Origin of the sequence: Streptomyces sp. NPDC048258 (genome assembly GCF_043201995.1) — a bacterium.
Taxonomy (GTDB): domain Bacteria; phylum Actinomycetota; class Actinomycetes; order Streptomycetales; family Streptomycetaceae; genus Streptomyces.
Map to the genome: position 1 here is coordinate 130771 of NZ_JBICZH010000018.1, position 21335 is coordinate 152105.

General features: G+C 69.8%; 13 protein-coding genes, 2 pseudogenes and 1 riboswitch. Of the genes and pseudogenes, 7 read left to right on the top strand and 8 right to left on the bottom strand.

What is annotated here, in order from left to right:
- Positions 1 to 95: 95 nt before the first annotated feature.
- Together ACGFYQ_RS32225 and ACGFYQ_RS32230 are read left to right on the top strand one after the other, a co-directional pair.
- Entirely contained in the window at positions 96 to 1376 is a 1281-nt protein-coding gene (locus ACGFYQ_RS32225; RefSeq protein WP_393749711.1) for a nucleotide sugar dehydrogenase, read from the top strand.
- A 68-nt stretch (positions 1377 to 1444) separates the two neighbouring features.
- Positions 1445 to 1816: a hypothetical protein gene (locus ACGFYQ_RS32230; RefSeq protein WP_393749712.1), complete on the top strand. Its 372-nt coding sequence runs from the start codon at positions 1445 to 1447 to the stop codon at positions 1814 to 1816.
- A gap of 99 nt (positions 1817 to 1915) precedes the next feature.
- On the opposite strand, the gene ACGFYQ_RS32235 is transcribed toward ACGFYQ_RS32230, so the two are convergent.
- From ACGFYQ_RS32235 to ACGFYQ_RS32245, 3 genes are all read right to left on the bottom strand, one after another.
- Complete coding sequence (locus ACGFYQ_RS32235; RefSeq protein WP_393749713.1) at positions 1916 to 3169, bottom strand: PP2C family protein-serine/threonine phosphatase; 1254 nt, start codon at positions 3167 to 3169, stop codon at positions 1916 to 1918.
- Between the two features lie 649 nt (positions 3170 to 3818).
- The gene (locus ACGFYQ_RS32240; RefSeq protein ID WP_393749714.1) at positions 3819 to 5339 is read right to left on the bottom strand and encodes a SufS family cysteine desulfurase; all 1521 of its coding nucleotides are present in this window, start codon (positions 5337 to 5339) and stop codon (positions 3819 to 3821) included.
- Complete coding sequence (locus ACGFYQ_RS32245; RefSeq protein WP_393749715.1) at positions 5326 to 6735, bottom strand: family 2B encapsulin nanocompartment shell protein; 1410 nt, start codon at positions 6733 to 6735, stop codon at positions 5326 to 5328. Before ACGFYQ_RS32245 ends, ACGFYQ_RS32240 begins: the two co-directional genes overlap by 14 nt.
- A 511-nt stretch (positions 6736 to 7246) precedes the next feature.
- On the opposite strand from ACGFYQ_RS32245, the gene ACGFYQ_RS32250 reads away from it, so the two are divergent.
- The gene (locus ACGFYQ_RS32250) at positions 7247 to 8893 is read left to right on the top strand and encodes an SWIM zinc finger domain-containing protein (protein WP_393749745.1); all 1647 of its coding nucleotides are present in this window, start codon (positions 7247 to 7249) and stop codon (positions 8891 to 8893) included.
- Positions 8894 to 9243: 350 nt separating this feature from the next.
- Positions 9244 to 10242, top strand: a complete 999-nt coding sequence (locus tag ACGFYQ_RS32255) for a hypothetical protein (RefSeq protein WP_393749716.1) — start codon at positions 9244 to 9246, stop codon at positions 10240 to 10242.
- Between the two features lie 404 nt (positions 10243 to 10646).
- Here ACGFYQ_RS32255 and ACGFYQ_RS32260 read toward each other — a convergent pair.
- From ACGFYQ_RS32260 to aceA, 4 genes and pseudogenes are all read right to left on the bottom strand, one after another.
- Positions 10647 to 11867: pseudogene (locus tag ACGFYQ_RS32260) on the bottom strand (cytochrome P450); the annotation flags it as partial.
- Between the two features lie 174 nt (positions 11868 to 12041).
- A riboswitch (cobalamin riboswitch) is annotated at positions 12042 to 12267 on the bottom strand.
- Between the two features lie 147 nt (positions 12268 to 12414).
- The gene (locus ACGFYQ_RS32265) at positions 12415 to 13299 is read right to left on the bottom strand and encodes a 3-hydroxybutyryl-CoA dehydrogenase (protein ID WP_393749717.1); all 885 of its coding nucleotides are present in this window, start codon (positions 13297 to 13299) and stop codon (positions 12415 to 12417) included.
- The gene (aceB, locus tag ACGFYQ_RS32270) at positions 13296 to 14894 is read right to left on the bottom strand and encodes a malate synthase A (RefSeq protein ID WP_393749718.1); all 1599 of its coding nucleotides are present in this window, start codon (positions 14892 to 14894) and stop codon (positions 13296 to 13298) included. The genes ACGFYQ_RS32265 and aceB overlap by 4 nt, the downstream gene beginning before the upstream one ends.
- Before the next feature lie 111 nt (positions 14895 to 15005).
- Positions 15006 to 16292, bottom strand: coding sequence for an isocitrate lyase (gene aceA, locus ACGFYQ_RS32275; RefSeq protein WP_393749719.1), 1287 nt, complete (start codon positions 16290 to 16292; stop codon positions 15006 to 15008).
- 384 nt (positions 16293 to 16676) lie between these two features.
- Here aceA and ACGFYQ_RS32280 point away from each other — a divergent pair, with 384 nt between their 5' ends.
- Positions 16677 to 18074, top strand: a complete 1398-nt coding sequence (locus tag ACGFYQ_RS32280; protein ID WP_393749720.1) for a short-chain fatty acyl-CoA regulator family protein — start codon at positions 16677 to 16679, stop codon at positions 18072 to 18074.
- 4 nt (positions 18075 to 18078) lie between these two features.
- Here the strand turns inward: ACGFYQ_RS32280 and ACGFYQ_RS32285 are convergent, their stop codons facing one another.
- Entirely contained in the window at positions 18079 to 18993 is a 915-nt protein-coding gene (locus ACGFYQ_RS32285; RefSeq protein WP_393749721.1) for a cobalamin-binding protein, read from the bottom strand.
- 721 nt (positions 18994 to 19714) lie between these two features.
- On the opposite strand from ACGFYQ_RS32285, the gene ACGFYQ_RS32290 reads away from it, so the two are divergent.
- Together ACGFYQ_RS32290 and ACGFYQ_RS32295 are read left to right on the top strand one after the other, a co-directional pair.
- On the top strand, positions 19715 to 20002 hold the full coding sequence (locus tag ACGFYQ_RS32290) for a hypothetical protein (protein WP_393749722.1): 288 nt from the start codon (positions 19715 to 19717) through the stop codon (positions 20000 to 20002).
- A 264-nt stretch (positions 20003 to 20266) separates the two neighbouring features.
- Positions 20267 to 20503: pseudogene (locus ACGFYQ_RS32295) on the top strand (B/F/G family RNA polymerase sigma-70 factor); the annotation flags it as partial.
- Positions 20504 to 21335 lie beyond the last annotated feature (832 nt).

Consider the following 21335-nt stretch of genomic DNA (forward strand, 5'->3'; position numbering starts at 1 on the left):
GCATCTGTTATATGCCGCTGACAAAATAGCCCGTTTTGTCACAATCTGTAACGACCAACACGGCTCGCATCGCACGCAGATCGGAGAAACGTCAGATGGGATCAACAGAGACCTCAGCACGACGGAACGTTCTGGTAGTTGGACTGGGATATGTGGGGCTGCCGCTGGCGGTGCGTGCTGCGGAGGCGGGCTTCCGGGTCACCGGCCTGGACACCGACGAGCAGCGCGTCAAGCGACTGGAGGCCGCCGACTCGTATATCGAGGACATCCCGGATGAACGACTACTGCCGCTGCTCGATTCCGGGCGGCTGAGGGTCAGCACCGACTACGCCGACGCGGGCACCTTCGACGTCTGCGTGATCACCGTGCCCACTCCCCTGCGCGACGGCGCCCCGGACCTGCGGTGCGTCGAAAGCGCGGGGCGGTCGGTCGCCCCGCTCCTGCGTCCGGGTGCGGTCGTGGTGCTGGAGTCGACGACGTACCCCGGCACCACCGAGGAGATCCTCCTGCCGATCCTGGAGGCGGGCAGCGGGCTCCGGGCCCGCGACGGATTCCGGCTCGGGTACAGCCCGGAACGCATCGACCCGGGCAACGCCCGTTGGCAGCTGGAGAACACTCCCAAGGTCGTCTCCGGCATCGACGACGCCTCCCTCGAAGCCGTCACGGAGTTCTACGACCGGATCGTGACCCGGACCGTGCCGGTCTCCTCCCCGCGCACCGCCGAGCTGACCAAGCTGCTGGAGAACACCTTCCGGCAGGTGAACATCGCGCTCGTCAACGAACTCGCGATGTGCGCCGGGCCCCTCGGCGTCGACATCTGGGAAGCGGTGGACGCGGCCGCCACCAAGCCGTTCGGCTTCATGCCCTTCACGCCCGGACCCGGGGTGGGCGGTCACTGCCTGCCGGTGGACCCCTCGTATCTCTCCTGGCAGGTACGGCAGAAGCTCCACCACGACGTGCGCTTCGTTTCGCTCGCCCACGAGATCAACGAACACATGCCCGAGTACGTGGTGGGGCGCATCGAGGGCGGTCTCGCCAAGCTCGGCCGACCGCTGGCCGGCGCACGGGTGCTGGTGCTCGGGCTCGCGTACAAGAAGAACACCGGGGATGTACGGGAGTCCCCCGCCGCCACCGTCGCCGAGCTGCTGATGGCGCGCGGCGCGCGTGTCCGGGCCGTGGAGCCGTACGCCGATGCCCAGTTGCTGCCGCCCGGGGTGCTGTGCGTCGAGCTGACCGAGGCGGAGATCGCGACTACAGACGCAGTCGTTGTCCTGACCGACCACGACGGCCTCGACTACGGTCTGGTGGAACGCCATGCGACGTACGTCTTCGACGCCCGCAACCGCTGCCGGGGAGACCGGATCGACCGCCTGTAGCCGCACGGCGCCACGGTCAGGCTGCCCGCGACACAGATCACCACGCGCACCGGGCTTCCAAAGCGGGCATGACCGCCCATCCCTGCCAAGGTCCCGTTGTCTCTCACCTGGCGGGCTCGGGCAGCATCCGTGACGTGATGTGGTGGGGGGTCGCGGTGTCGAGCCATTCGGCCATGTCGGTCACCGGCACGCCCTTGGACAGTCCGGCCGGGGACGATCGCGGTGAACCGCTCACCTCGGCCGAGGTCGCCGCCCGGCAGGCGGAGGCCGCCGACGCCTTGATCCTGGGAGAAGGCTCAACCGGCACCACCCGGTCCGATCAGGCGGCCTCCGCCCCCCTTCGGCACCTCAACGCCCGCGCAGTCTCCGGTGTGGGGGCGGGAGGGAGGCCGCCGAATTCCCCCGCTGCCGTCTCCGAGGTCAGCAACGGCGGGACATGATCGGGACCGATGCTGACTACTTGCTGGCCTGGACCATTTTCCGCCTCCCCTGCCGCGACGAAGACCTCATGGAGGAGATCTCGACCAGCTGAACGCGGCTCAGTCAAGGGTGGCGAGATGGTCGGCGTCGCCCCCGCGCCACTCGATGAGGAAGATGGTCGCGTCGTCGCTGGTGATGCCGCCTCGTTCCTGTTTCAGCGCGTGGGAGAGCGCGCGCACCACCGGCCGTACTCCGGTGTGGTCACGGACGACGCGGTTGGTCCACTCGATGAGTTGCTCCTCGCCGAACTGTTCCCCGCCGGCTTGGTGCTCCTCGATCAGGCCGTCGGTGAAACACAGCAACCGGTCTCCGGGTTGCAGCATCCGCTCGCTGACTTCCGGCTGCTCACCGCCGAAGCCGACCGGCAATGTGGTCGGGCTCTCCAGCCGGTCCACCACGGCGCGGTCACGGATCAGCAGCGGTGCCGGGTGACCTGCATTGACCCATTGCAGGCGGCCCGTCGTGATGTTCAGACACATCATCTGCGCGGTGACGAAGTGTTCGTGGCCGAACTGCTCATTGATGGCCTGGTCCATGAACGCATACACCTGGGACAGACCGGTGTCGGCCCGTCGCGTGTGGCGATAGGCGCCGATGGCCACCGTCGCCATGGTCGCCGCGTCCAGGCCGTGGCCCATTGCGTCGATCACGGCCACATGAAGGATGTCGCCGTTGAGGGCGTAGTCGAAGCTGTCGCCGGCCGCCTTGTACGCGGGCTCCAGGATTCCGGCCACCTCAACCTGCGGGACGGTCATCGACAGCGGGGGCAGCAGCGACCATTGGATCTCGGCGGCCACGCTCATCGGGGCGCGGCGGCGGGCCTGGAAGAACAGGTCGGTGTACGCATCCTTGGTGACGATCATGTCTGCGACCAGACCGGCGAGTCTGCGCAACAGCCGCCGGTCGTCGTCATCGACGCTGTCCAGGGTGACGGCCATCACCCCGACCTGGTCACTGCCGTCCAGTAGCGGCAGATACATCCGCACACTGCCGTCCTGCGGCACCTCTACCGTTCTGCGGCCCAGGAACGACGCGCCCGCAGGAGAGCCCTCGACCGGTTCGGGGTCCCCGACCGTCAGCCGCCGGCCCGGCAGCGGCACCAGCAGCATCTGTTCGTAGTCCTGCAAGAGGATCGAGAGGTCCCGGCCGCCGACCCTGGCCACCTCTTCCGCAACGAGCGGGGCGATCAACTGCGGCGGCATCTCGTGCGCCCGGTCCAGCAACACGCCCAGCAACCGCTCACCGAACCCCTCCGACCGGTCCACTCCGAACTTGCTCGACTTCCGCCCGCCTTCGGTCACCGCTGCTTGCATCCCTTCGTCCCGCTGCCTCGGGAAACCCACTGGTTGGATGTTCCCCGAGGTGCGCGCCCGGCGGCCTCGTGCTCGGCCTCGGTGGCCGGACACCGGTCGTGGCGGTTCCCGTCAGGATGGGGATCGGCTCTCCCATCCCCTCGGCACTGGTGGCTTCAACGCCCCGGCCACGTATCCCGGCTCACCGTGCCACGGACCCGACGCACACCCCAGCACCATCGGATCCATCCGGCGGTCACCGAAGGCTCCACTCGAGCCGCTCACACCGCCCGTACACTCGGGGCTTCTCGCACGACAGTGATCAACCCGCACAGCCTGACACCGCCAACCGGCCCAAAGAGCCGATTACGCCAGAGGCGGCATGTCGCACCTGGTCAGAACAGCTGGCGTGCACGGTCTCCTGCGCAAGCGGGTGCTGCAGCGCAAGAGCCAACGGCGGGACATGACCGGGACCGATGCTGACCACTTGCTGACCCGGACCCCAACAGCACGACTCCGACCTGTACGTGCTGAGGGAGTCGGCTGCTGTGTTGCTCCCCGCGTTCCCGGGCCGAAGCAGCGCGGCCGCAGGCTCCCCCGTGCCGGCGTGCCCGTGGTCGACGAAACCCGTCAACGGATGGTGTCCGTAGGTCGTAGGGTTCCGGTTCGACTACCCAGCGGCGGAAGTTGATTGGGCCTGGATGTCGTGGAGGGCCGCTACCAGGGCATCCACGTCCTGCTCTGTGTTGTACAGGGCCAACGAGGCCCGGACCGCGCTCTGCAGACCGAAGGAAGCCAGCGCCGGCTGCGCGCAGTGGTGGCCGGCGCGCACCGCGATGCCCTGTTCGTCGAGTGCCGCGGCCAGCGCGGTCGGGTCGGTCCCCTTGAGCAGGAAGGTCAGCACCCCGATCTTTCCCGGCGCATTGCCGATCAGGCGCAGTCCGGGGACGGTTGCCAGTGCGCCCGTCGCGTACGTGGTGAGCTGCTCCTCGTATGCGGTGGCGGTCTCCCGGTCCAGGCCGGCGAGGTAGTGCAGGGCCGCCCGTAGGCCGGCGACTCCGGCGATGTGGCCGGTGCCCGCTTCGAGCCGGTGCGGGATGGGGGCGTACGTGGTTTCCTCGAAGCTCACCGCGTCGATCATGTTGCCGCCGCCCTGCCATGGGGGCATGGATTCCAGCAGTTCACGCTTGCCGAAGAGCACCCCGATACCGGTGGGGGCGAAGATCTTGTGCCCCGAGAAGGCGTAGAAGTCGGCGTCCAGGGCGGTGACGTCCACGGGAAAGTGGCTCACGGCCTGGGCGCCGTCGATCAGTGCCTTGGCACCGTATCGGTGGGCGAGGGCGATCATGTCGGCGACCGGCGGGATGGTTCCCAGCACGTTGGAGGCATGGGTCAGCGCGACCAGTTTGGTCCGGGGTCCGAGCATGTCGCGGTAGGCGTCCTGGTCCAGCTGTCCGTCGGGGAGCAGCGGGATCGGCCGGATTCTTGCTCGGCGCTCTTTGGCGATGAGCTGCCAGGGCACCAGGTTGGAGTGGTGCTCGGCTGCGGAGACCAGGATTTCGTCGCCCACACCGAGGTGGGCGCGGCCCCAGCTCTGCGCCACCAGGTTGACGGCTTCGGTCGTTCCTCGGACGAAGACGATTTCGTCCTGGTCCTGCGTACCGAGCAGTTCGGCCGCTGCCTGGCGCCCTTCCTCGTACACCTGGGTGGCCTGCTTCGCCAGGGTGTGCGCACCTCGGTGGACATTGGAAGTGTCCATCGAGTAGTGCTCGGCGACTGCTTCGATCACCTGGCGGGGCTTGAGTGTGGTGGCCCCGTTGTCCAGCCAGACCAACGGATGTCCGTTCACCTCCCGGTGCAGTTGCGGGAAGTCCCGCCGGACGGCCTCGACATCGAACCCGTTCGTCGGCGATGACGGTGGAGTCGGGGGCGCCCCTGCAGGTGTCTCGTTCTGCTGTGGCAGCCAGTACCGGGGGCTGCCCGCCGCATGGGCGAGCGCCGCCGGAAGCGGGCAGGAGTCCGGCGGCGGAAGCGTCCCGGGCTTCGGGAATCCTCCGAGTAGTCCAGGTCCCCCAGGCGCGCCGGCCGTCGCCGCAGCTCCCGATGGAAGACTCCCGCCCGCCAAACCGCTTGGCACGGCGGCGGGTTGGCCGGCTTGGGCGCTGCGCCTGAGTACGTCAGGAGTAGTCATAGTAGTTCGACACCTCGACGTTCTGGAGCACCGCGATGGCGTCGTCCACCAGCGCGGCGGCCGAGAAGTAGCTGGTCACGAGGTAGGAGGTGATGGCCTGACGATCGACGCCCATGGGGCGCACCGACAGGCCGGGCTCCACCTCGTCCGGGACCTTCGCCGGACGCAGGCCCACCACACCCTGCTCGGCCTCGCCGACCCGCATGAGGAGGATGTTGGTGGTTCCGGGTACAGAGTTGCCCGAGCCCTTGAGGTCCAGTTTGTCGCAGGGCAGCAGCGGTACGCCGCGCCAGGTGAGGAACGGACTGCCGAAGAGTTCCACGATCTGCGGCGGCACACCGCGCCGGGTGCACTCGCGGCCGAACGCGGCGATCGCCCTGGGGTGGGCCAGGAAGAACGCGGGCTGCTTCCAGACCCGGGTGAGCAGCTCGTCCAGGTCGTCCGGCGTCGGCGCGCCCTTACGGGTGTGCACTCGCTGGCCGGGCAGGACGTTGTTGAGCAGCCCGTAGTCGGGGTTGTTGAGCATCTCCCACTCCTGGCGCTCGCGCAGTGCCTCGGCTGTCAGCCGAAGCTGAGCCTGGACCTGGTCGATCGAGGAGTTGTAGATGTCGGACACCCGGGTGTGCACCTTCAGCACGGTCTGCGCGATGCTGAGCTCGTACTCGCGGGGGCTCTCCTCGTAGTCCACGAAGGTCTGCGGCAGATCGAGCTCGCCGCTGTGGCCAGAGGTCAATTCGATGGGGCTCTCGCGATCGATCGGGCCCTGGCCGTTGGCGGCGTACGCGTCCAGCTGGACACGCAGAGCCGGCTCCCGGTCGGCGAGTTCGGAGAGCATCCGCCGGTCGAGCGAGAGCACCGTACAACGCGTGACTGCCTTGACCTGGTAGGAACTCGACTCACCGCGCGCCCAGGCGGCAGCGTCGAAGAAGTCTCCTTCGCCGAGCGTGGCGAGCAGCGCGTCCTCGCCGTACTGGCCGGTGGCCCGTTTCTCGGCGCGTCCGAACGCGATGATGTGGAGCTGCCCGACAGGTCCGTCGGTGCCGGCGATGAACTCGCCGGCCGTAACCTCGCGCTGCACGAAACCGCTTGCGAGGGAGCTCAGTACGCCGCTCGCCTGGTCGCGGAGAAAGGCAATTTCCCGGAGGTCCTCGGCGATTACCCGAAAATCGCCATCACCGACGGAGTAGGTGCTGATCAGCCCGTCGCCGAGAATGAAGCCCCGTCGGCGGTTGACCCGGTAGACACCGGCCTCCAGGTCCACCCAGGGCAGCGCCCGCAGTAGGTAGCGGGGGGTGATCCCCATCATCTGCGGGACGGTCTTGGTGGTGGTGGCCAGATTCCTCGCAGTGGAGGTACTGAGACTCTGCTGGTTGTGCTGAACCGTCTCGGTGGTCATGGTGGTTCCTGGTCCTGTTCCTTGGTCCGGAGAACTGAGGAGAGGTAACAGCACGTACTACAGGCGGAAAAGCCGCTCTTCCGTGCTCCCCGGGAAAATTGTTACGGCAGCATTGCTTTGGCGTGAGCATGTTCGAGAGCGCCCGAATGGCGCGGGCGCACAGCCTCGGGCATGCGCGCCCTGAAACTCACTCAAACGGGTGTGGCGAGGCATAGACGGCGCTGAGATGTTCGATAGCCCTGGGAACCACCTCGATCAGCTCGCGGCTCGGACTACTGACGAGCGGGCCAGGCCTTCGCCTTCGGTACCCGGTCCGGGTGATCCTGTCGAGCATGCGCAGGCGGCCACTGTCCACTTGGCCGATGTGGCAGCCCTGGCCGACGGCACCACACCCGGCCGCGCTTGGCCTGGGTCGGCGTCATCCTCAGAGCCCAGCGGACAGGCGTGCCCATCCGGTTGAATGAATGGCGTGACACATGCTCTGGGTTTCGCCGAGAAAGACCTGCGCCGGATGGCAGGGGCGCGCTCCTTCGAGCGGGGGGTCGGCTACCTGTCCGCGGTGTCCCGGCTGGAGATCGGGGACGAAGCGATCACCGCGACCGTGGACGGCACCGACGCCTACGAGGTCGAGCTGGCCGAGCGCGAGGACGGTGGGCTCACCGGCTGGTGCGACTGCCCGTACGGGCGGGAGGGCAACTTCTGCAAGCACTGCGTGGCAGTGGGCCTGACCGTACTGCGGCAGGCCGAATCCGTACCGCGGCAGCGGGCGGCCGCCGCCTCGCGCACCCGACTGCTGGACACCTGGCTGGAGTCCCGCACCCGCGAGGAACTGCTCGTCCTGGTACGGGAACAGCTCTCCGACGACCGCGACCTGCGCCGCCGCCTTGAGCTCCGCGCGGCCACCGCCGGAGAGGACACCGGCATCGTCCGGGAGCGCATCCTGAGCCTCCTCGACACCCGCCCCTTCGCCCGCTACGGCTACGTCGAGTACGCCGACGCCCACGCCTACGGGCAGCAGGCGGCAGAGGCGGTCACCGCCCTGCGGGCCATGACCTCAAGCGGCCGGTCGGCAGACGCCGTGGAGGTGGCCCGCGAAGCTCTCCAGGCTTTGGGCCGCACCTACGGGGAGATCGACGACTCGGACGGCCTGATCGGGGAAGTCGCCACCGGGCTGGCCGGGGCCCACCTGGAGGCCTGCCTGTCCGCCCGCCCCGACCCGGTGGAGACCGCCGAGTGGCTGGTGCACCACCTGCTGGATGAAGAGAACGACGCCACAGACATCGACCTCTTCGACTACCGGGAGGCCCTGGGTGAGCCGGGCATGATCCGGGCGCGCGAACTGGTGGTGGCCGCCTGGCGGGCCAACCCCAAGGGGTGGCCGGAGAAGTTCCTCATGGAGCGCCTCCTGAAAGCGGATGGCGGCAGCGTGGACGCGCTGGTCGCCGTCCACGCGGCAGACCTCGCCCCGAACGGCCACACCCACCTGGTGATCGCCAAGGAGCTGGAAGCGGCGGGCCGTGCGGCCGAGGCCCTGGAGTGGGCCGAACGCGGCCTGCGGGAGGCCGAGTCCGACTGGGGGCCGGACGACGAGCTGGTCACCTTCGTCTGCGAACGGTACGCGCGGGCCGACCGCCTCGCGGGCGTGGTCGCGATCCGCCGGGACCTGCTGCAGGCCCGCCCCTCGTTGGCCGCCTACCAGCATCTGCGTACAGCGGCCCGGGCGGCCAACGCCTGGGAGGGCTCCGAGCGCGCGGGCGCCCTGGAGGTACTGAAGGCGGCCGCCCAGCCCAGAGACGGCCGCTGGTACGGCGGCTCCGTGCTGGTCGACGCGCTCATGGACGACGCCGACCTCGAAGCCGCCTGGCAAGCGGCCGCCGACGGGTACGCGGACCAGCGGCAGTGGCTGGCCCTGGCCGACCGAATCCGCGACAAGAAACCGGCCGACGCGCTGACCGTCTACCTGCGCTGGATCGAGCCGCTGCGCAAGCAGACCGGTGACAGCACCTACGAACGCATGGCGGAGCTGCTGCTCAGCGCCCGCTCCTGCCACCGCACACTCGGTACCGAGGCCGAGTTCGCCACCTACCTGGCCTCCCTGCGCGCCGACCAGAAACGCAAGCGGAAGCTGATGGCGACTCTCGACCTGCACGGACTGTGAGCGGTACCGCGCCGTCTCGCCCGCCGTGCTCCGATGCTTGGCTTGGGCCTCTGCCAAGTCCTCGTACGGGACCCACGGTGGAGGCGGCGCTGACGGCCTGGGTCGGACGGAGCCCACGCGGCATACCGGGCTCGCCGCCGCTGACCTCCCGGCCAACTCCGGTGCACCGCACAGGAATGGTCTTGCTGATCAGGTTTCGTGTGGAGTGTTCTTGGCGAAGTACTTCAACCATGGGCTTATCACCGGTTGCCGGTCATCCTTCTGTCGCCGTGTTCCGAGAGCCCCGAGGCGGGCGGCCCGTCCCGGTGTTGGGCCCACGGGTCGATGCTGAGGCGAAGCGAACCGCGCGCGTGCTGGCCGCGGTGTCGACCCATGCCAGACCTGTCGAGCGCACCCTCGCGCTGCGGCAGGCTGCCACGGTCGCAGGTGAGTTGGCGGCCGCGCTGTCGGATCTGGCTCCGGCCGTGGTCGGTGAGGGACTGCCGGCGGAGTCGACCAGTCAGTCGTTCTTCCGGGTCCGTGAGGGGGAGCTGTCGGATCAGCAGGCTGCCCTGCACGGTGTCCTGGTCATCCACCGCGGTCTGGAGGATCTGTGTGATGCTCCGCTGTCGGGTTCCGACCTGGCGCTGGAGGTGACCGGGATGCGGCAGTCGATGCTCGATCTCACCGGCGCAGCGCCGGGCGCAGACCATGACTCCCTCCCGACGGTGGCCGTCCCCGAGGCCGGTGCGGGATCGTCGTTGGAGAGTGTGTGGAGTGCTCGGTGGCTCATCGGTCACCAGGTCCATGTCCTGTTCAACGTCTGCGCTGCGGTCGCCGTGGCCGACGCCACCCACCATCTGCGGCACGGCGACGGCGATGCCGCCCTCACGCGGCTGGCCGATGCGACGGTGTACGTGCGCGGCTTCCCCGCAGCGATGGCCCACGCCAGTACGATCCCGGCCGACTACTACATGGCGTCGATACGCCACACCATGGCGCCTCCGTCGGTGGACATCCCGTTGAGCGGGCGCCAACATCGCGGATACAAGCTGTTCCGGGCGGCGATGAAGGACCTGCTGTCCGTGGTTCCCGACTCCTACGAGCACTTGGCAGCCCGCGCCCCGGAGCTGGCCGAGGCACGGGGTGCTCTCCTGGAAGCCGACATCGTGGACGGTGAACGGCACGTCACCCTCGCGTACTCGATGGTGCATCTGCGTCGTTCGATCGCTCAGAAGCCCGAAGGTCCCGACAACGCGGTCGCCGAACTACGGCTGATGCGCCATCGCCGGGCGGCCCAGTACGCCTCGCTGATCCGATTCGGGGACCATTACATCGCCGACGCCGTGGCCGGCCTGCGCCACTCGTGAGTCCGCGCGTCCGCCGCCCACGCCCCGGCAGGAGACCCTGATGCCCGAGACGACGCCCGACACCAACCAAAGCACCGTCGTCGCCGCAGACCGGGAGCTGGGTCCGGCCGATGCCGGCGCGTGCGAGCGGCTGGCCCGCACCCTGTGCACCCGCGGGGACGACCAGGTCGACAGCCCCGAGTGGGTGGCACGGGCCCGGGACGCCTGGGAGGATCTTCCGCTACTGCTGCGCCGTGAGGTGCGCCGGTTCAGAAGGCATTCCGGCCCGCACGGCACATTGGTGATCGGCGGCCTGCCCGTCGGTCAGGCCGCCCTGCCCGCGACACCGACCGTACCCGGCTCGGTCCAGCGCCAGGCCACCATCTCGGCGGCGGTGCTCACCATGGTGGCATGCGGGCTCGGCGAGCCCCTCGCCTACCTGGCGGAGAAATCCGGCGCCCTCGTGCAGGACGTCGTGCCCGTCCCCGGGCAGGAGACCTTCCACGGCGGGCCGGCCGTAGTTCGAACCGTGCGGCCAGGGCAGCCAGCGCGACCGGTGCGCTGATGGCAGCGAAGGGGGCACCGACGCAGCGGTGCGCGCCGGCGCTGAAGGGGAGGTAGGCGTTGCCGCGGGTCGTGAGTGCTTCGTCTCCCGTCCAGCGGTGGGGGTCGAGGCCGAGGAGAGTACCGAGGGTGGTCAGCGACTTCTGGTAGTCGTTGATCCAGATGTTGCGGCCGTTGACCACGCCGGCGACGAGTCGCTTGCCGGGGAGGCCGCCGACCGCGGCGAGGTCGCGGAGGTTGGCCTCGGCCGCGTCGATGAAGTCGAGGGCGAGCCCCTCCACGGGGGCCTTCGCCAGCACGGGCAGGGCCTCGCCGAGCCGGTCGAAGTACGAGGCCACCAGCAGCTTGGGGCGCTCGGTCAGGGCGCCGAACTCCCGGTAGGTGCGGGCGGCGGCGTTCAGTTCGGCCGGGGTACGGTCCTGGACGAGGGCGGGCTCATCCAGCTGGACCCATGCGGCGCCCGCGGCGCGCAGGTCCGCGAGGACCTGGGCGTAGACGGGCAGCAGCCGGTCGAGCAAGGTCAGCGGCTCGAAGTCGGCGGCCACGCCGGGCGCGGGCTTGGCGAGGAGCAGGTACGTCACCGGGCCGACCAGGACCGGGCGGGCGGTGTGGCCGAGCGCCAGGGCCTCCTTCAGTTCGGCGACCTGCTTGGCGGAGTCGGCCGTGAAGACGGTGTCGGGGCCGAGTTCGGGGACGAGGTAGTGGTAGTTGGTGTCGAACCACTTGGTCATCTCGAGGGGGGCCACGTCCTGGGTGCCGCGCGCCATGGCGAAGTACCCGTCCAGGGCCCCTGCCTCGACCGCCGCCTGATGGCGGGCAGGTACCGCGCCGACCATGACCGTGGTGTCCAGGACGTGGTCGTAGTACGAGAAGTCACCGGTCGGAACCTCGGTGATGCCCGCCTCGGCCAGCTGTTGCCAGTTCGTGCGGCGCAGGTCGCGGGCGGTGTCCTGGAGGGCGTCGGCGGTGACGCGGCCCTTCCAGTAGCCCTCGACGGCCTTCTTCAGTTCGCGGTTCTGTCCCTGGCGGGGGTAGCCGTACACGGTGGCCTGTACTGCCGCGGCTGCGGACTCGGTGGTCACGGAACTCTCCTTCGCGAGCATGTCTCCATGGACCCGGTGAGGGTCGAGGGTGCGAAGGGGTGCCGGAACGGGCGGACCGCCGGGTTCGCGTACGACTGGGGTACGCGACGGGGAGGATCCGCCTGAGGTGCACGCCGACCCGCCCACGAGGTCACCGGGAAACCGGGCGCGGTCGATCGCGCACGGGCAACGGGCAGGTCTTCGGACTCGCGGGCACGCCTGCCGGTCTCCCGGCGGGCACCTACTGGCCGTCGCTTCCCAGGACCGGTTCCGGTCCCAGTGCGTATGACGGCGGTCGTTCCCGCTCACCGCTGCGGGGCAGTCCCGGATTCCCACCGGGTTCCCTCTTACGACGCATCCCGCCTGGCGGACGGGGCGAACCAGCTGCGAGGCCCACAGTAGGTCGACTGACCGGGGAATGGACGCTGCTTTCCACATGTCGGACGATGAAATGAGACACGGTGGGGTGCGGCGACACCACTCGCCACACCTCCACCGTTCTTGCGTGCCTCCGGCGCACCCTCAGCCCGGAGACCTGCCGGGACCCTCAGCCCCGGCCGTATGTGTGGAACCCGCGGCCGCTCTTGCGGCCGAGCAGCCCCGCCTGCACCATCCGCTGGAGCAGCGGGGGCGGCGCGTACAGGGGTTCTTTGAACTCCTCGTAGAGGGACTCGGCGATCGCCGCGACCGTGTCCAGGCCGATCAGGTCGGCGAGCTTGAGCGGCCCCATCGGGTGGGCGCAGCCCAGTTCCATTCCGGCGTCCACGTCGGCGGCGCTGGCGTACCCGGATTCGGCCATCCGGATGGCGGAGAGGAGGTAGGGAATCAGCAGCGCGTTGACCACGAAGCCGGCACGGTCCTGGGAGCGGACCGTGGTCTTGCCCAGGGTGTCGCTGGCGAAGGCCTCGACGTCGGCGATGGTGTCCGCCGAGGTGTGGAGGGAGGAGACGACCTCCACGAGCGGCAGGACGGGGACGGGGTTGAAGAAGTGCAGGCCCACCACCCGGTCGGCGCGGCCGGTGGCCATACCCAGCCGCATGATCGGAATGGCCGAGGTGTTGGTGGCGAGGATGGCCTCCTGGTCCTCGACGATCTTGTCGAGGGCGGTGAAGATCTCCGTCTTGGCGTCCGGGTTCTCTGTGACGGCCTCGATGACCAGCTGCCGGTCGGCGAGGTCCTCCAGGTCGCCCGTGAACACGAGCCGGGCCAGGGCGTCCTCGGCGGACATCCGGTCCATCTTGCCCCGCTGGACGGCGCGCTCCAGGGAGACGGCGACACGTTCCCGGGCGGCGCGGGCGGTGGAGGCGTCCGATTCGGCGACGACGGTGTCGAGTCCGGCGCGGGCGCAGACCTCTGCGATGCCTGCGCCCATCTGGCCTCCGCCGACGACTCCGACGCGCTGGATGCGGGCCGACTGCGCGGGGGCGCTCACGCGTTCACCTGCGCGGCGGCGCGGCGGACGAGGTGGCGGGTGTATGCCTCGGGGGTGAAGAAGTCGGGGAGGCGGATCGAGAGTGCCGTGTCCACGAAGATCTCCCGTGCTTCGAGGGCGAGCGCCTGCGGGTCCTCGGCCTCCAGGGCCGCGCATTCGGCGTCGAGGAGGTCGATGACCGCCCCCCGGTCAACCCGGTCGTGGCGGAGCCATTGCCAGATCTGAACGCGGGCGATCTCGGCGGTGGCGGCGTCCTCCATCAGCCCGTTCAGTGCGACGGCGCCGCTGCCGCGCAGCCAGGCGTCGAAGTAGCGCAGCGCCACGGCCACGTTGGAGCGGATGCCCTCCTGGGTTGGCGGGGCGGAGGTCCGGCGGACGTTCAACAGATCGGCGGCGGCGACCTCGACATCCTCGCGCGTCCGCTCCAGCTGGTTCGGCCGCTCCCCCAGGACCCCGTCGAAGACCTCGCGGCAGACGGGGACGAGCCCTGGGTGGGCGACCCAGGATCCGTCGAAGCCGTCCTCGGCCTCCCGCTCCTTGTCCAGGCGCACCTTCGCCAGCGCGGCGTTGTTGGCTTCCGCGTCCCGGCTGGGGACGTGGGCGGCCATGCCGCCGATGGCGTGGGCGCCGCGCCGATGGCAGGTGCGGACGAGGAGTTCCGTGTACGCCCGCATGAACGGGGCGGTCATGGTGACCTTCGCCCGGTCGGGCAGCTGGAAGTCGGTGCGGTGGCCGAAGGTCTTGATGAGGCTGAAGAGGTAGTCCCAGCGGCCCGCGTTCAGTCCTGCGCTGTGCTCGCGCAGCTCGTAGAGGATCTCCTCCATCTCGAAGGCAGCGGTGATCGTCTCGATCAGGACGGTCGCGCGGATCGTGCCGCGGGGAATGCCGAGGAGTTCCTGAGCGAACAGGAAAATGTCGTTCCACAGCCGGGCCTCGTACCGGTTCTCCAGCTTGGGGAGGTAGAAGTACGGGCCGTACCCGACGTCGATCTGCCGCTGGGCGCAGTGGAAGAAGTACAGGCCGAAGTCCACGAAGGAGGCGGAGACGGGCCGGCCGTCGATCTCCAGGTGGTCCTCGGTGAGGTGCCAGCCGCGCGGGCGGACCATGATGGTCGCCAGGTCCGTACCGAGCCGGTACTCCTTGCCCTCCGGGGTGGTGAAGTCGATGCGTCGTGTGATCGCGTCGAGCAGGTTCAGCTGGCCGTCGATGACGTTGTCCCAGGTAGGGGCGGTGGCGTCCTCGAAGTCGGCCATCCACACGCGGGCACCGGAGTTCAGGGCATTGATCGTCATACGGCGCTCGGGCGGGCCGGTGATCTCGACCCTGCGGTCCGTCAGACCGGGTGCGAGTGGGGCAACCCGCCAATCGGGGTCGGCGCGGACGGCGGCGGTGGCGCGGGAGAAGTCCAGGGGCGACCCGGAGACCAGGTGGGCGGACCGGCGGCGGCGCTCCTTGAGGATCTCCAGGCGTCGGTCTGCGAATGCGGCGTCGAGGCGCCCGATGAACTCCAGGGCCTCGGGGGTCAGGATCTCCTCGTGGCGCTCAGCCGGTGCGCCGAGAACCCGGACACTGCTGATCAGGGGCGTGAGTGACATGCGGTTCTTCTCCTCAGCGTGGGACGGCGGGCGCCCGAGAAGGAGGCCTCTCGGGCGCCGTCGGACGGCGAACGGCAGGGCGCCGCGCTGGCCTGGCGGCCAGGAGGATTCCTAGTGGAACTGCTCTTCCTCGGTGGAACCGGAGAGCGCGGTGGTGGAGGAGGCGGGGTTGACTGCGGTGGAGACCAGGTCGAAGTAGCCGGTGCCGACCTCGCGCTGGTGCTTGACCGCGGTGAAGCCCTGCGCCTGGGCCGCGAACTCGCGCTCCTGGAGGTCGACGTACGCGGTCATGCCGTGCTCGGCGTAGCCGCGGGCGAGGTCGAACATGCCGTGGTTGAGGGAGTGGAAGCCGGCCAGGGTGATGAACTGGAAGCGGTAGCCCATCGCGCCCAGCTCGCGCTGGAACTTGGCGATCTGGTCGTCGTCCAGGGCGGCCTTCCAGTTGAAGGAGGGCGAGCAGTTGTACGCGAGCATCTGGTCCGGGTACTGCGCGTGGATCGCCTCGGCGAACTCGCGGGCCTGCTCCAGGTCCGGGGTGCCGGTCTCGACCCAGATGAGGTCCGCGTACGGTGCGTAGGCCAGGCCGCGGGCGATGACCGGCGCCATGCCGTTCCGGACGTGGTAGAAGCCCTCGGCGGTGCGCTCCCCGGTGCAGAACTCGGCATCGCGCTCGTCGACATCGCTGGTCAGCAGGGTGGCCGCGAGGGCGTCCGTACGGGCGATGATCAGGGTCGGGGTGTCGGCGATGTCGGCGGCGAGGCGGGCCGCGTTGAGGGTGCGGATGTGCTGCGAGGTGGGGACGAGGACCTTGCCGCCGAGGTGGCCGCACTTCTTCTCGGAGGCCAGCTGGTCCTCGTAGTGGATGCCCGCCGCGCCCGCCGCGATCATCGCCTTGGTCAGCTCGAACGCGTTGAGCGGGCCGCCGAAGCCGGCCTCGGCGTCCGCGACGATCGGCGCCAGCCAGTCGGTCGTGTCGTGGCCGCCCTCGGCGGTGGCGATCTGGTCGGCGCGCAGCAGCGCGTTATTGATCCGACGAACCACCTGGGGAACGGAGTTGACCGGGTAGAGGCTCTGGTCGGGGTAGGTGTGCCCGGCCTGGTTGGCATCGGCGGCGACCTGCCAGCCGGACAGGTAGATCGCCTGGAGACCCGCGCGGACCTGCTGCACTGCCTGGCCGCCGGTGAGCGCGCCGAGCGCGTGGATGTAGTCCTGTTCGTGCAGCTGGCGCCACAGCCGCTCGGCGCCGCGCCGGGCCAGGGTGTGCTCCTCGCGGACGCTGCCCGAAAGCCGCACCACGTCCTCGGCCGTGTAGGTGCGCTCGATGCCCGCCCACCGCGGGTCGTCGGCCCACCGCTGCTTGAGCTGCTCGGCCGCCGCCGTCGTGTTCGCCTCTGCCATGACCGTCACCGTTTCCGTGATCGCTGGGTCTGCGAATGCTCTGATCAATCGCTCAGTGCATTGACACCCTGTGCCTAAGTAGTGGATCGCGGCCGCCGACCCCGCCCGTGGGCCGAGCTGAGCAATGTTGCCGGGCTGCCGGGGCAGGACGGCCGGGTTATCCGACATCAGGGCGTGAATCAGGCCCGGAGCGTCTGCCTCGGCCGCCGGGTCCGGCGGGCCGCACCACAGACTTTGGCAGTGGCACTGAGTGCCCTCAAGAAGGGATGAGTGCTAAGTTCTGCGAATCTTCGACAGCCGTTTTGCCAACCTTGCGAAGGTTGGCAGCAGCGCGATCCCGCGTAGGCTCGCCGGAGCGCGTGTCCCATCAGGGGGAGGAATGCGGTGAGCAAGACGTACGCGGGAGCCCGGCTGCGGCGGCTGCGCGAGGAGCGGCGGATGACCCAGGCCGACCTGGCCCGGGTGCTCGCCATCTCCCCCAGCTACCTCAACCAGATGGAGCACGACTCCAGACCGCTCACCGTTCCGGTCCTGCTGCGGCTCACCGAGGCCTTCGGGGTCGACCCCGGTTTCTTCTCGGAGCGCGACACCAGCCGACTGGTCGCTGACCTGCGCGAGGCGCTCGCCCAGCAGGTCGCCGAGGCCCGCGTCTCCCCTTCCGACCTGGCCGAACTGGCCACCCGGATGCCTGCCGTCGCCTCGGTCCTGCTGGACCTGGGCCGGCGCAGCCAGCTCCTGACCGAGCGCCTCGCCGACGCCGCCGAGGGCCGGGACTCGGTGGCCGACGCACCGCGCTCGCCCCACGAGGAGATCCGCGAGTTCTTCTACCGCCGCCAGAACTACCTCCACGAGACCGACCTCGCCGCCGAGGCACTGGCCCGCGAGATCGGCATCCGCCGGGGGGACGTGGTCCACGCGCTGACCCGCCGGCTCGCCGACCGGCACGGGGTCAGGACCGCCGCGGACTCCGACCGACTGCACCACTACGACGCCACCGCCCGTGTCCTGCACCTGTCGAACCGGCTCCGGCCCGGCCAACAGGCCTTCCGGCTGGCCACCCAACTCGCCCTGATCGAGTACGGAGACGAACTCGACCGGCTGGCAGCCGAGGACTTCCCGTCCGAGTCCCCCACCCACGCCCTGGCCCGCATCGGCATCGCCAACTACTTCGCCGGCGCGCTGGTCCTCCCGTACACGGCCTTCCACACCGCGGCCGAGGAGTTCCGCTACGACATCGAGCGGCTCACCGACCACTTCGGCCTCGGCTACGAGACCGTCTGCCACCGCCTCAGCACCCTGCAACGCCCCAGGCTGCGCGGGGTGCCCTTCTCCTTCGTCCGGGTCGACCGCGCGGGCAACATGTCCAAGCGGCAGTCCGCCACCGGATTCCACTTCTCCCGCGCGGGCGGCACCTGCCCGCTGTGGAACGTGTACGAGGCCTTCGCCGCGCCCGGCCGCATCCACGTCCAGGTCGCCGCCATGCCCGACGGCCGGCGGTACCTGTGGACCGCGCGTGCCGTCACCCGCCATCGCGGCGGCTGGGGCGAGCCGGGCAAGACCTTCGCCATCGGCCTCGGCTGCGAGATCCGGCACGCGTCCCGGCTCGTGTACTCCGACGGCCTCGACCTCGACAACGCGGCCGCGGCCACCCCCATCGGCATGGGTTGCAGGCTCTGCGAACGCCTCGACTGCCCACAGCGAGCCGTCCCGCCGCTCGGCCGGGCCCTGGCCGTCGACGAGAACACCAGCACCTTCATCCCCTACCCGGTCAGCGGGAGCTGACCACTCACGCCAGTCGGCGCGCCTCGGACACCCCGACCGGCTCACCCGCCGTCACACCGTGCAGGACCTGGGCGAGGACCTCGGCCCCGCGCACGACGCGGGGCCCCGGCCGGTTGAAGTACGCGGGCCCGTCCAGCACCCAGACCCGGCCCTCCCGTACGGCGGGCAGCTCGTCCCAGCCGGGCAGGGAGGTGAGCAGATCCCGCTCCCGCAGGGTCCGTTCGGGCGGGAAGCCGCATGGGAGGACGAGTACCACATCGGGCCTTGCTGCGCGGACGGAGTCCCAGGTCATGGGCTTGGTGTGCTCACCGGGCGCCGCGAGCAGCGCCTCGCCGCCCGCGCAGGCGATCTGCTCGGGTACCCAGTGCCCGGCGGGCCACAGCGGGTCCAGCCATTCGATGGCCACCACCCGGGGCCGGGGCCGGCCCGCGGTCAGCCGTCGCACCTCCGCCAGCCGGGCCAGGAGTTCCTCGCGCCGCCGCGCGGCCCGCTCCCGTACACCCAGCAGCTCGCCCACCGTCACCAGGCAGTCCAGTACGTCGTCCAGGGTGCGCGGCTCCAGGCTCAGGATCCGGGGGCCGGCATCGAGGACCCGTACCGCCCGGGAGACCCCCTCGTAGGAGACCGCGCAGACGTCGCACAGGTCCTGGGTGAGCACGACGTCCGGAGCGAGTGCCGCAAGTGCCTCGACGTCCAGGGTGTAGAGGGAGGACCCGGAGTGGGCGGCCCCGCCCACGGCGTCGGAGATCTCCCGGCTGGTGAGCTCGTCCGCGGCGAACTCGGCCCGCGTGACCACCGGAACGGAGGCGACCGCTTCCGGCGGCCAGTCGCACTCGTGGGTACGTCCGACCAGGTCAGCGACGAGACCGAGGTCCGCCACGATGTCTGTGGCCGCCGGAAGCAGGGAGACGATGCGCATGAGCCGACTGTAGGCGCGCGGGCGCCGGGGGTGGACTTACTAGGACGTCCCTGACGGGGACGGCCGGTGTGGGAGATGGCGGCACCGCGTAGGGCGGGAACATGCCCGATATCCCCCTGGCCGAAGAGGCGCTGCGAGGGTGCTGACCATCGTCGATCAGACGGCGGAGTTGGCGCCAGAGCTGGATACCACCGGCACACGACGGCCGATTTCCGGTGATTCATACCAGTTCTAGTCGCCCCGTGGTCAGGGCTCCAGGACCAGTCACGGACCAGGCATCGATTCGCTTCGAGGCGCTGACCGGCCGACACGTCCGACGGAGATACGGCTGCCGGTTCGGCCGGTAGGCGGACGAGGGCGTGGCTGGTGTACTGGCCGCCTCGGTCGGAAGCCTCGTCCTGAGCCAGGCGCGCACCGGCCGAGCTCGGCCGGTACGCGGCCTTCGTGTTCGCCGGCGATGTGATCCCGCACCGGGCGGGCGGACTGCGAGCTCAGGCCCGAGGGGTGGCCTCGGTCGAGCGGGCCGGTTCGCCGCGGTTGACCGCCCCGCCGGGGCCGGGCGCGCATCAACCCCGCCGACCGTGGCGAGGTGAGGTGAGGTGAGAGGCATGCAGCGCGACTTCGACATCACGATGGGGCGTGACGGACCGCCCCTGCACCTCACCCGGCCGGAGAACTCGACCTCGATACCGGCCCGGCCCTCGACACCGTGCGGGCCGCCGTGAACGGCCAGTTCACGGTCGCGGTCTGCGGCATGCGCCGCCTGACATTCCTCGACATCATCGGCCTGCATCGCCTCCTCGGCCTCGCCCACCACGCCCGCGCGCGGCATCTCTTCTTCACCTACAACTGGCAGCGCCAGCCCCTACGACTCCGTACGGCCCTGTGGGTGGACAGCACTTGCGCTGCCACGCCCAGTGCACCTCGTCAGGCCGCTGACGAAACCCTGCGCAGCACCGCATCTACTCTGCGCACGACAGCTATCGCCAGCCAACCGCCGCAGGAGTAGCCGCCTCCTGCGTCCACGCACGGGCACAATCCCCCGTCGAGGTCGCTTCGTCGCCCGAGGCACGGAAGGTCGAGGCATCCCGCTGATTTCTGGGGGAATCCGGTTTGGGGGTGCGTTGTCAGGGAAGCCGCCCTGTGTGCTTCGGACCGGAGGCGCGCCGTGGGAGCAACTCTCGCTGCTCCCCAGTGTGCTGCCGTCTGTCGGCTCCCACGGTGAGTGTTGACCACCGAGCCAGGGAGACGCGTGCCCATGACGCACGTAGGTATGCGCAGCACCCGGCGCAAGCATCCTCACGATGACGGCCCGGACACCGCGGCCGCGTTCCGCCGTATCGCATCTCTTCCGCAAGGACCGGAACGGTCCGCGCTGCAGCAGGAGGTGGTGTGTGCCTGGATGCCGATGGCCGCACGGCTCGCACGGCGGTTCAGCAACGGCCGAGAGCCCATCGAGGACCTCCGGCAGGTCGCCCAACTGGGTCTGATCAAGGCGGTTTCCCGCTTCGCCACGCCGACCCGCGCGCCGCGCAGCGCCGCCTGTTCGGCCACCAGCACGCGGACCCGCGCCGACCGGCTTCGAGGCATCACAAGGGCCACCAAGTCCGGGCGTGACGAGGAAGTCGGGCCGGCAGCCAGGCCGTCCGCTTCAAGAGTCCATCCGGGTAGTGGACGCGGCGATGCCGGACCTCCGACTCCACCTTGCGCACTTCCGGTGGGGCGTGCTTTCGGCGGAGGCGGGAAAGCAGCCGGGCCGGCAGCCCGTCTACCAGGACAGGAGACCCGTCCTGTTCCCCTCGAAGGAGTGCGGCGGGTGATCGGACGCAAGATCCGGTTCCCGCAGCCAACCGTGCTGAGCGACAACATGCTGCCGGCGTCTGCGACTTCCGCACAGCGGTGTGGCCCTCAGCCCGGTCCGACGGACGATCGAAAGCCATGGTTCTCAGCAACCCGCCACCGCCCTAACCGGAGCTGTCTGCGAAGGGGGCGAGGCCGTTGCCTTGCTCACCGTCGGCGTCCGATTCGCGGGGGACCATGCGCAGACCACGCCCCCGATGTGTACGGGCGGATGGGCCTCCACCGCGGACGGCGAAGCCAAGGATCCGGACGGCCAGGAGTACGACCGCTGTGCACCAGAAGATCAGCGTGGAGAAGCCCAACCCGAACAGCATCAGCAAGAGAATCCAGAGAAGCATGTCCAGGCCTCCAGGTCGCGGCAGTCTTCCTGTGTTCCGCGGGGTCCCGGCGACGTGGAAGGAGGAGAACTTCGCCCGGAGAATCCGAAACGGCCTGTCGGAGACGTGTGGCCGGCTTGCCTTGGTCCCCCTACCGGAACGGCT

What these genes read in the sequence shown, in the direction of transcription:
- ACGFYQ_RS32225 (WP_393749711.1), top strand. Translation starts at nt 96, where the DNA reads ATGGGATCAACAGAGACCTCAGCACGACGGAACGTTCTGGTAGTTGGA.
- aceA (WP_393749719.1), bottom strand. Translation starts at nt 16,292, where the DNA reads ATGGCAGAGGCGAACACGACGGCGGCGGCCGAGCAGCTCAAGCAGCGG.
- ACGFYQ_RS32245 (WP_393749715.1), bottom strand. Translation starts at nt 6,735, where the DNA reads ATGACCACCGAGACGGTTCAGCACAACCAGCAGAGTCTCAGTACCTCC.
- ACGFYQ_RS32250 (WP_393749745.1), top strand. Translation starts at nt 7,247, where the DNA reads ATGGCAGGGGCGCGCTCCTTCGAGCGGGGGGTCGGCTACCTGTCCGCG.
- ACGFYQ_RS32240 (WP_393749714.1), bottom strand. Translation starts at nt 5,339, where the DNA reads ATGACTACTCCTGACGTACTCAGGCGCAGCGCCCAAGCCGGCCAACCC.
- aceB (WP_393749718.1), bottom strand. Translation starts at nt 14,894, where the DNA reads ATGTCACTCACGCCCCTGATCAGCAGTGTCCGGGTTCTCGGCGCACCG.
- ACGFYQ_RS32235 (WP_393749713.1), bottom strand. Translation starts at nt 3,169, where the DNA reads ATGCAAGCAGCGGTGACCGAAGGCGGGCGGAAGTCGAGCAAGTTCGGA.
- ACGFYQ_RS32230 (WP_393749712.1), top strand. Translation starts at nt 1,445, where the DNA reads ATGACCGCCCATCCCTGCCAAGGTCCCGTTGTCTCTCACCTGGCGGGC.
- ACGFYQ_RS32285 (WP_393749721.1), bottom strand. Translation starts at nt 18,993, where the DNA reads ATGCGCATCGTCTCCCTGCTTCCGGCGGCCACAGACATCGTGGCGGAC.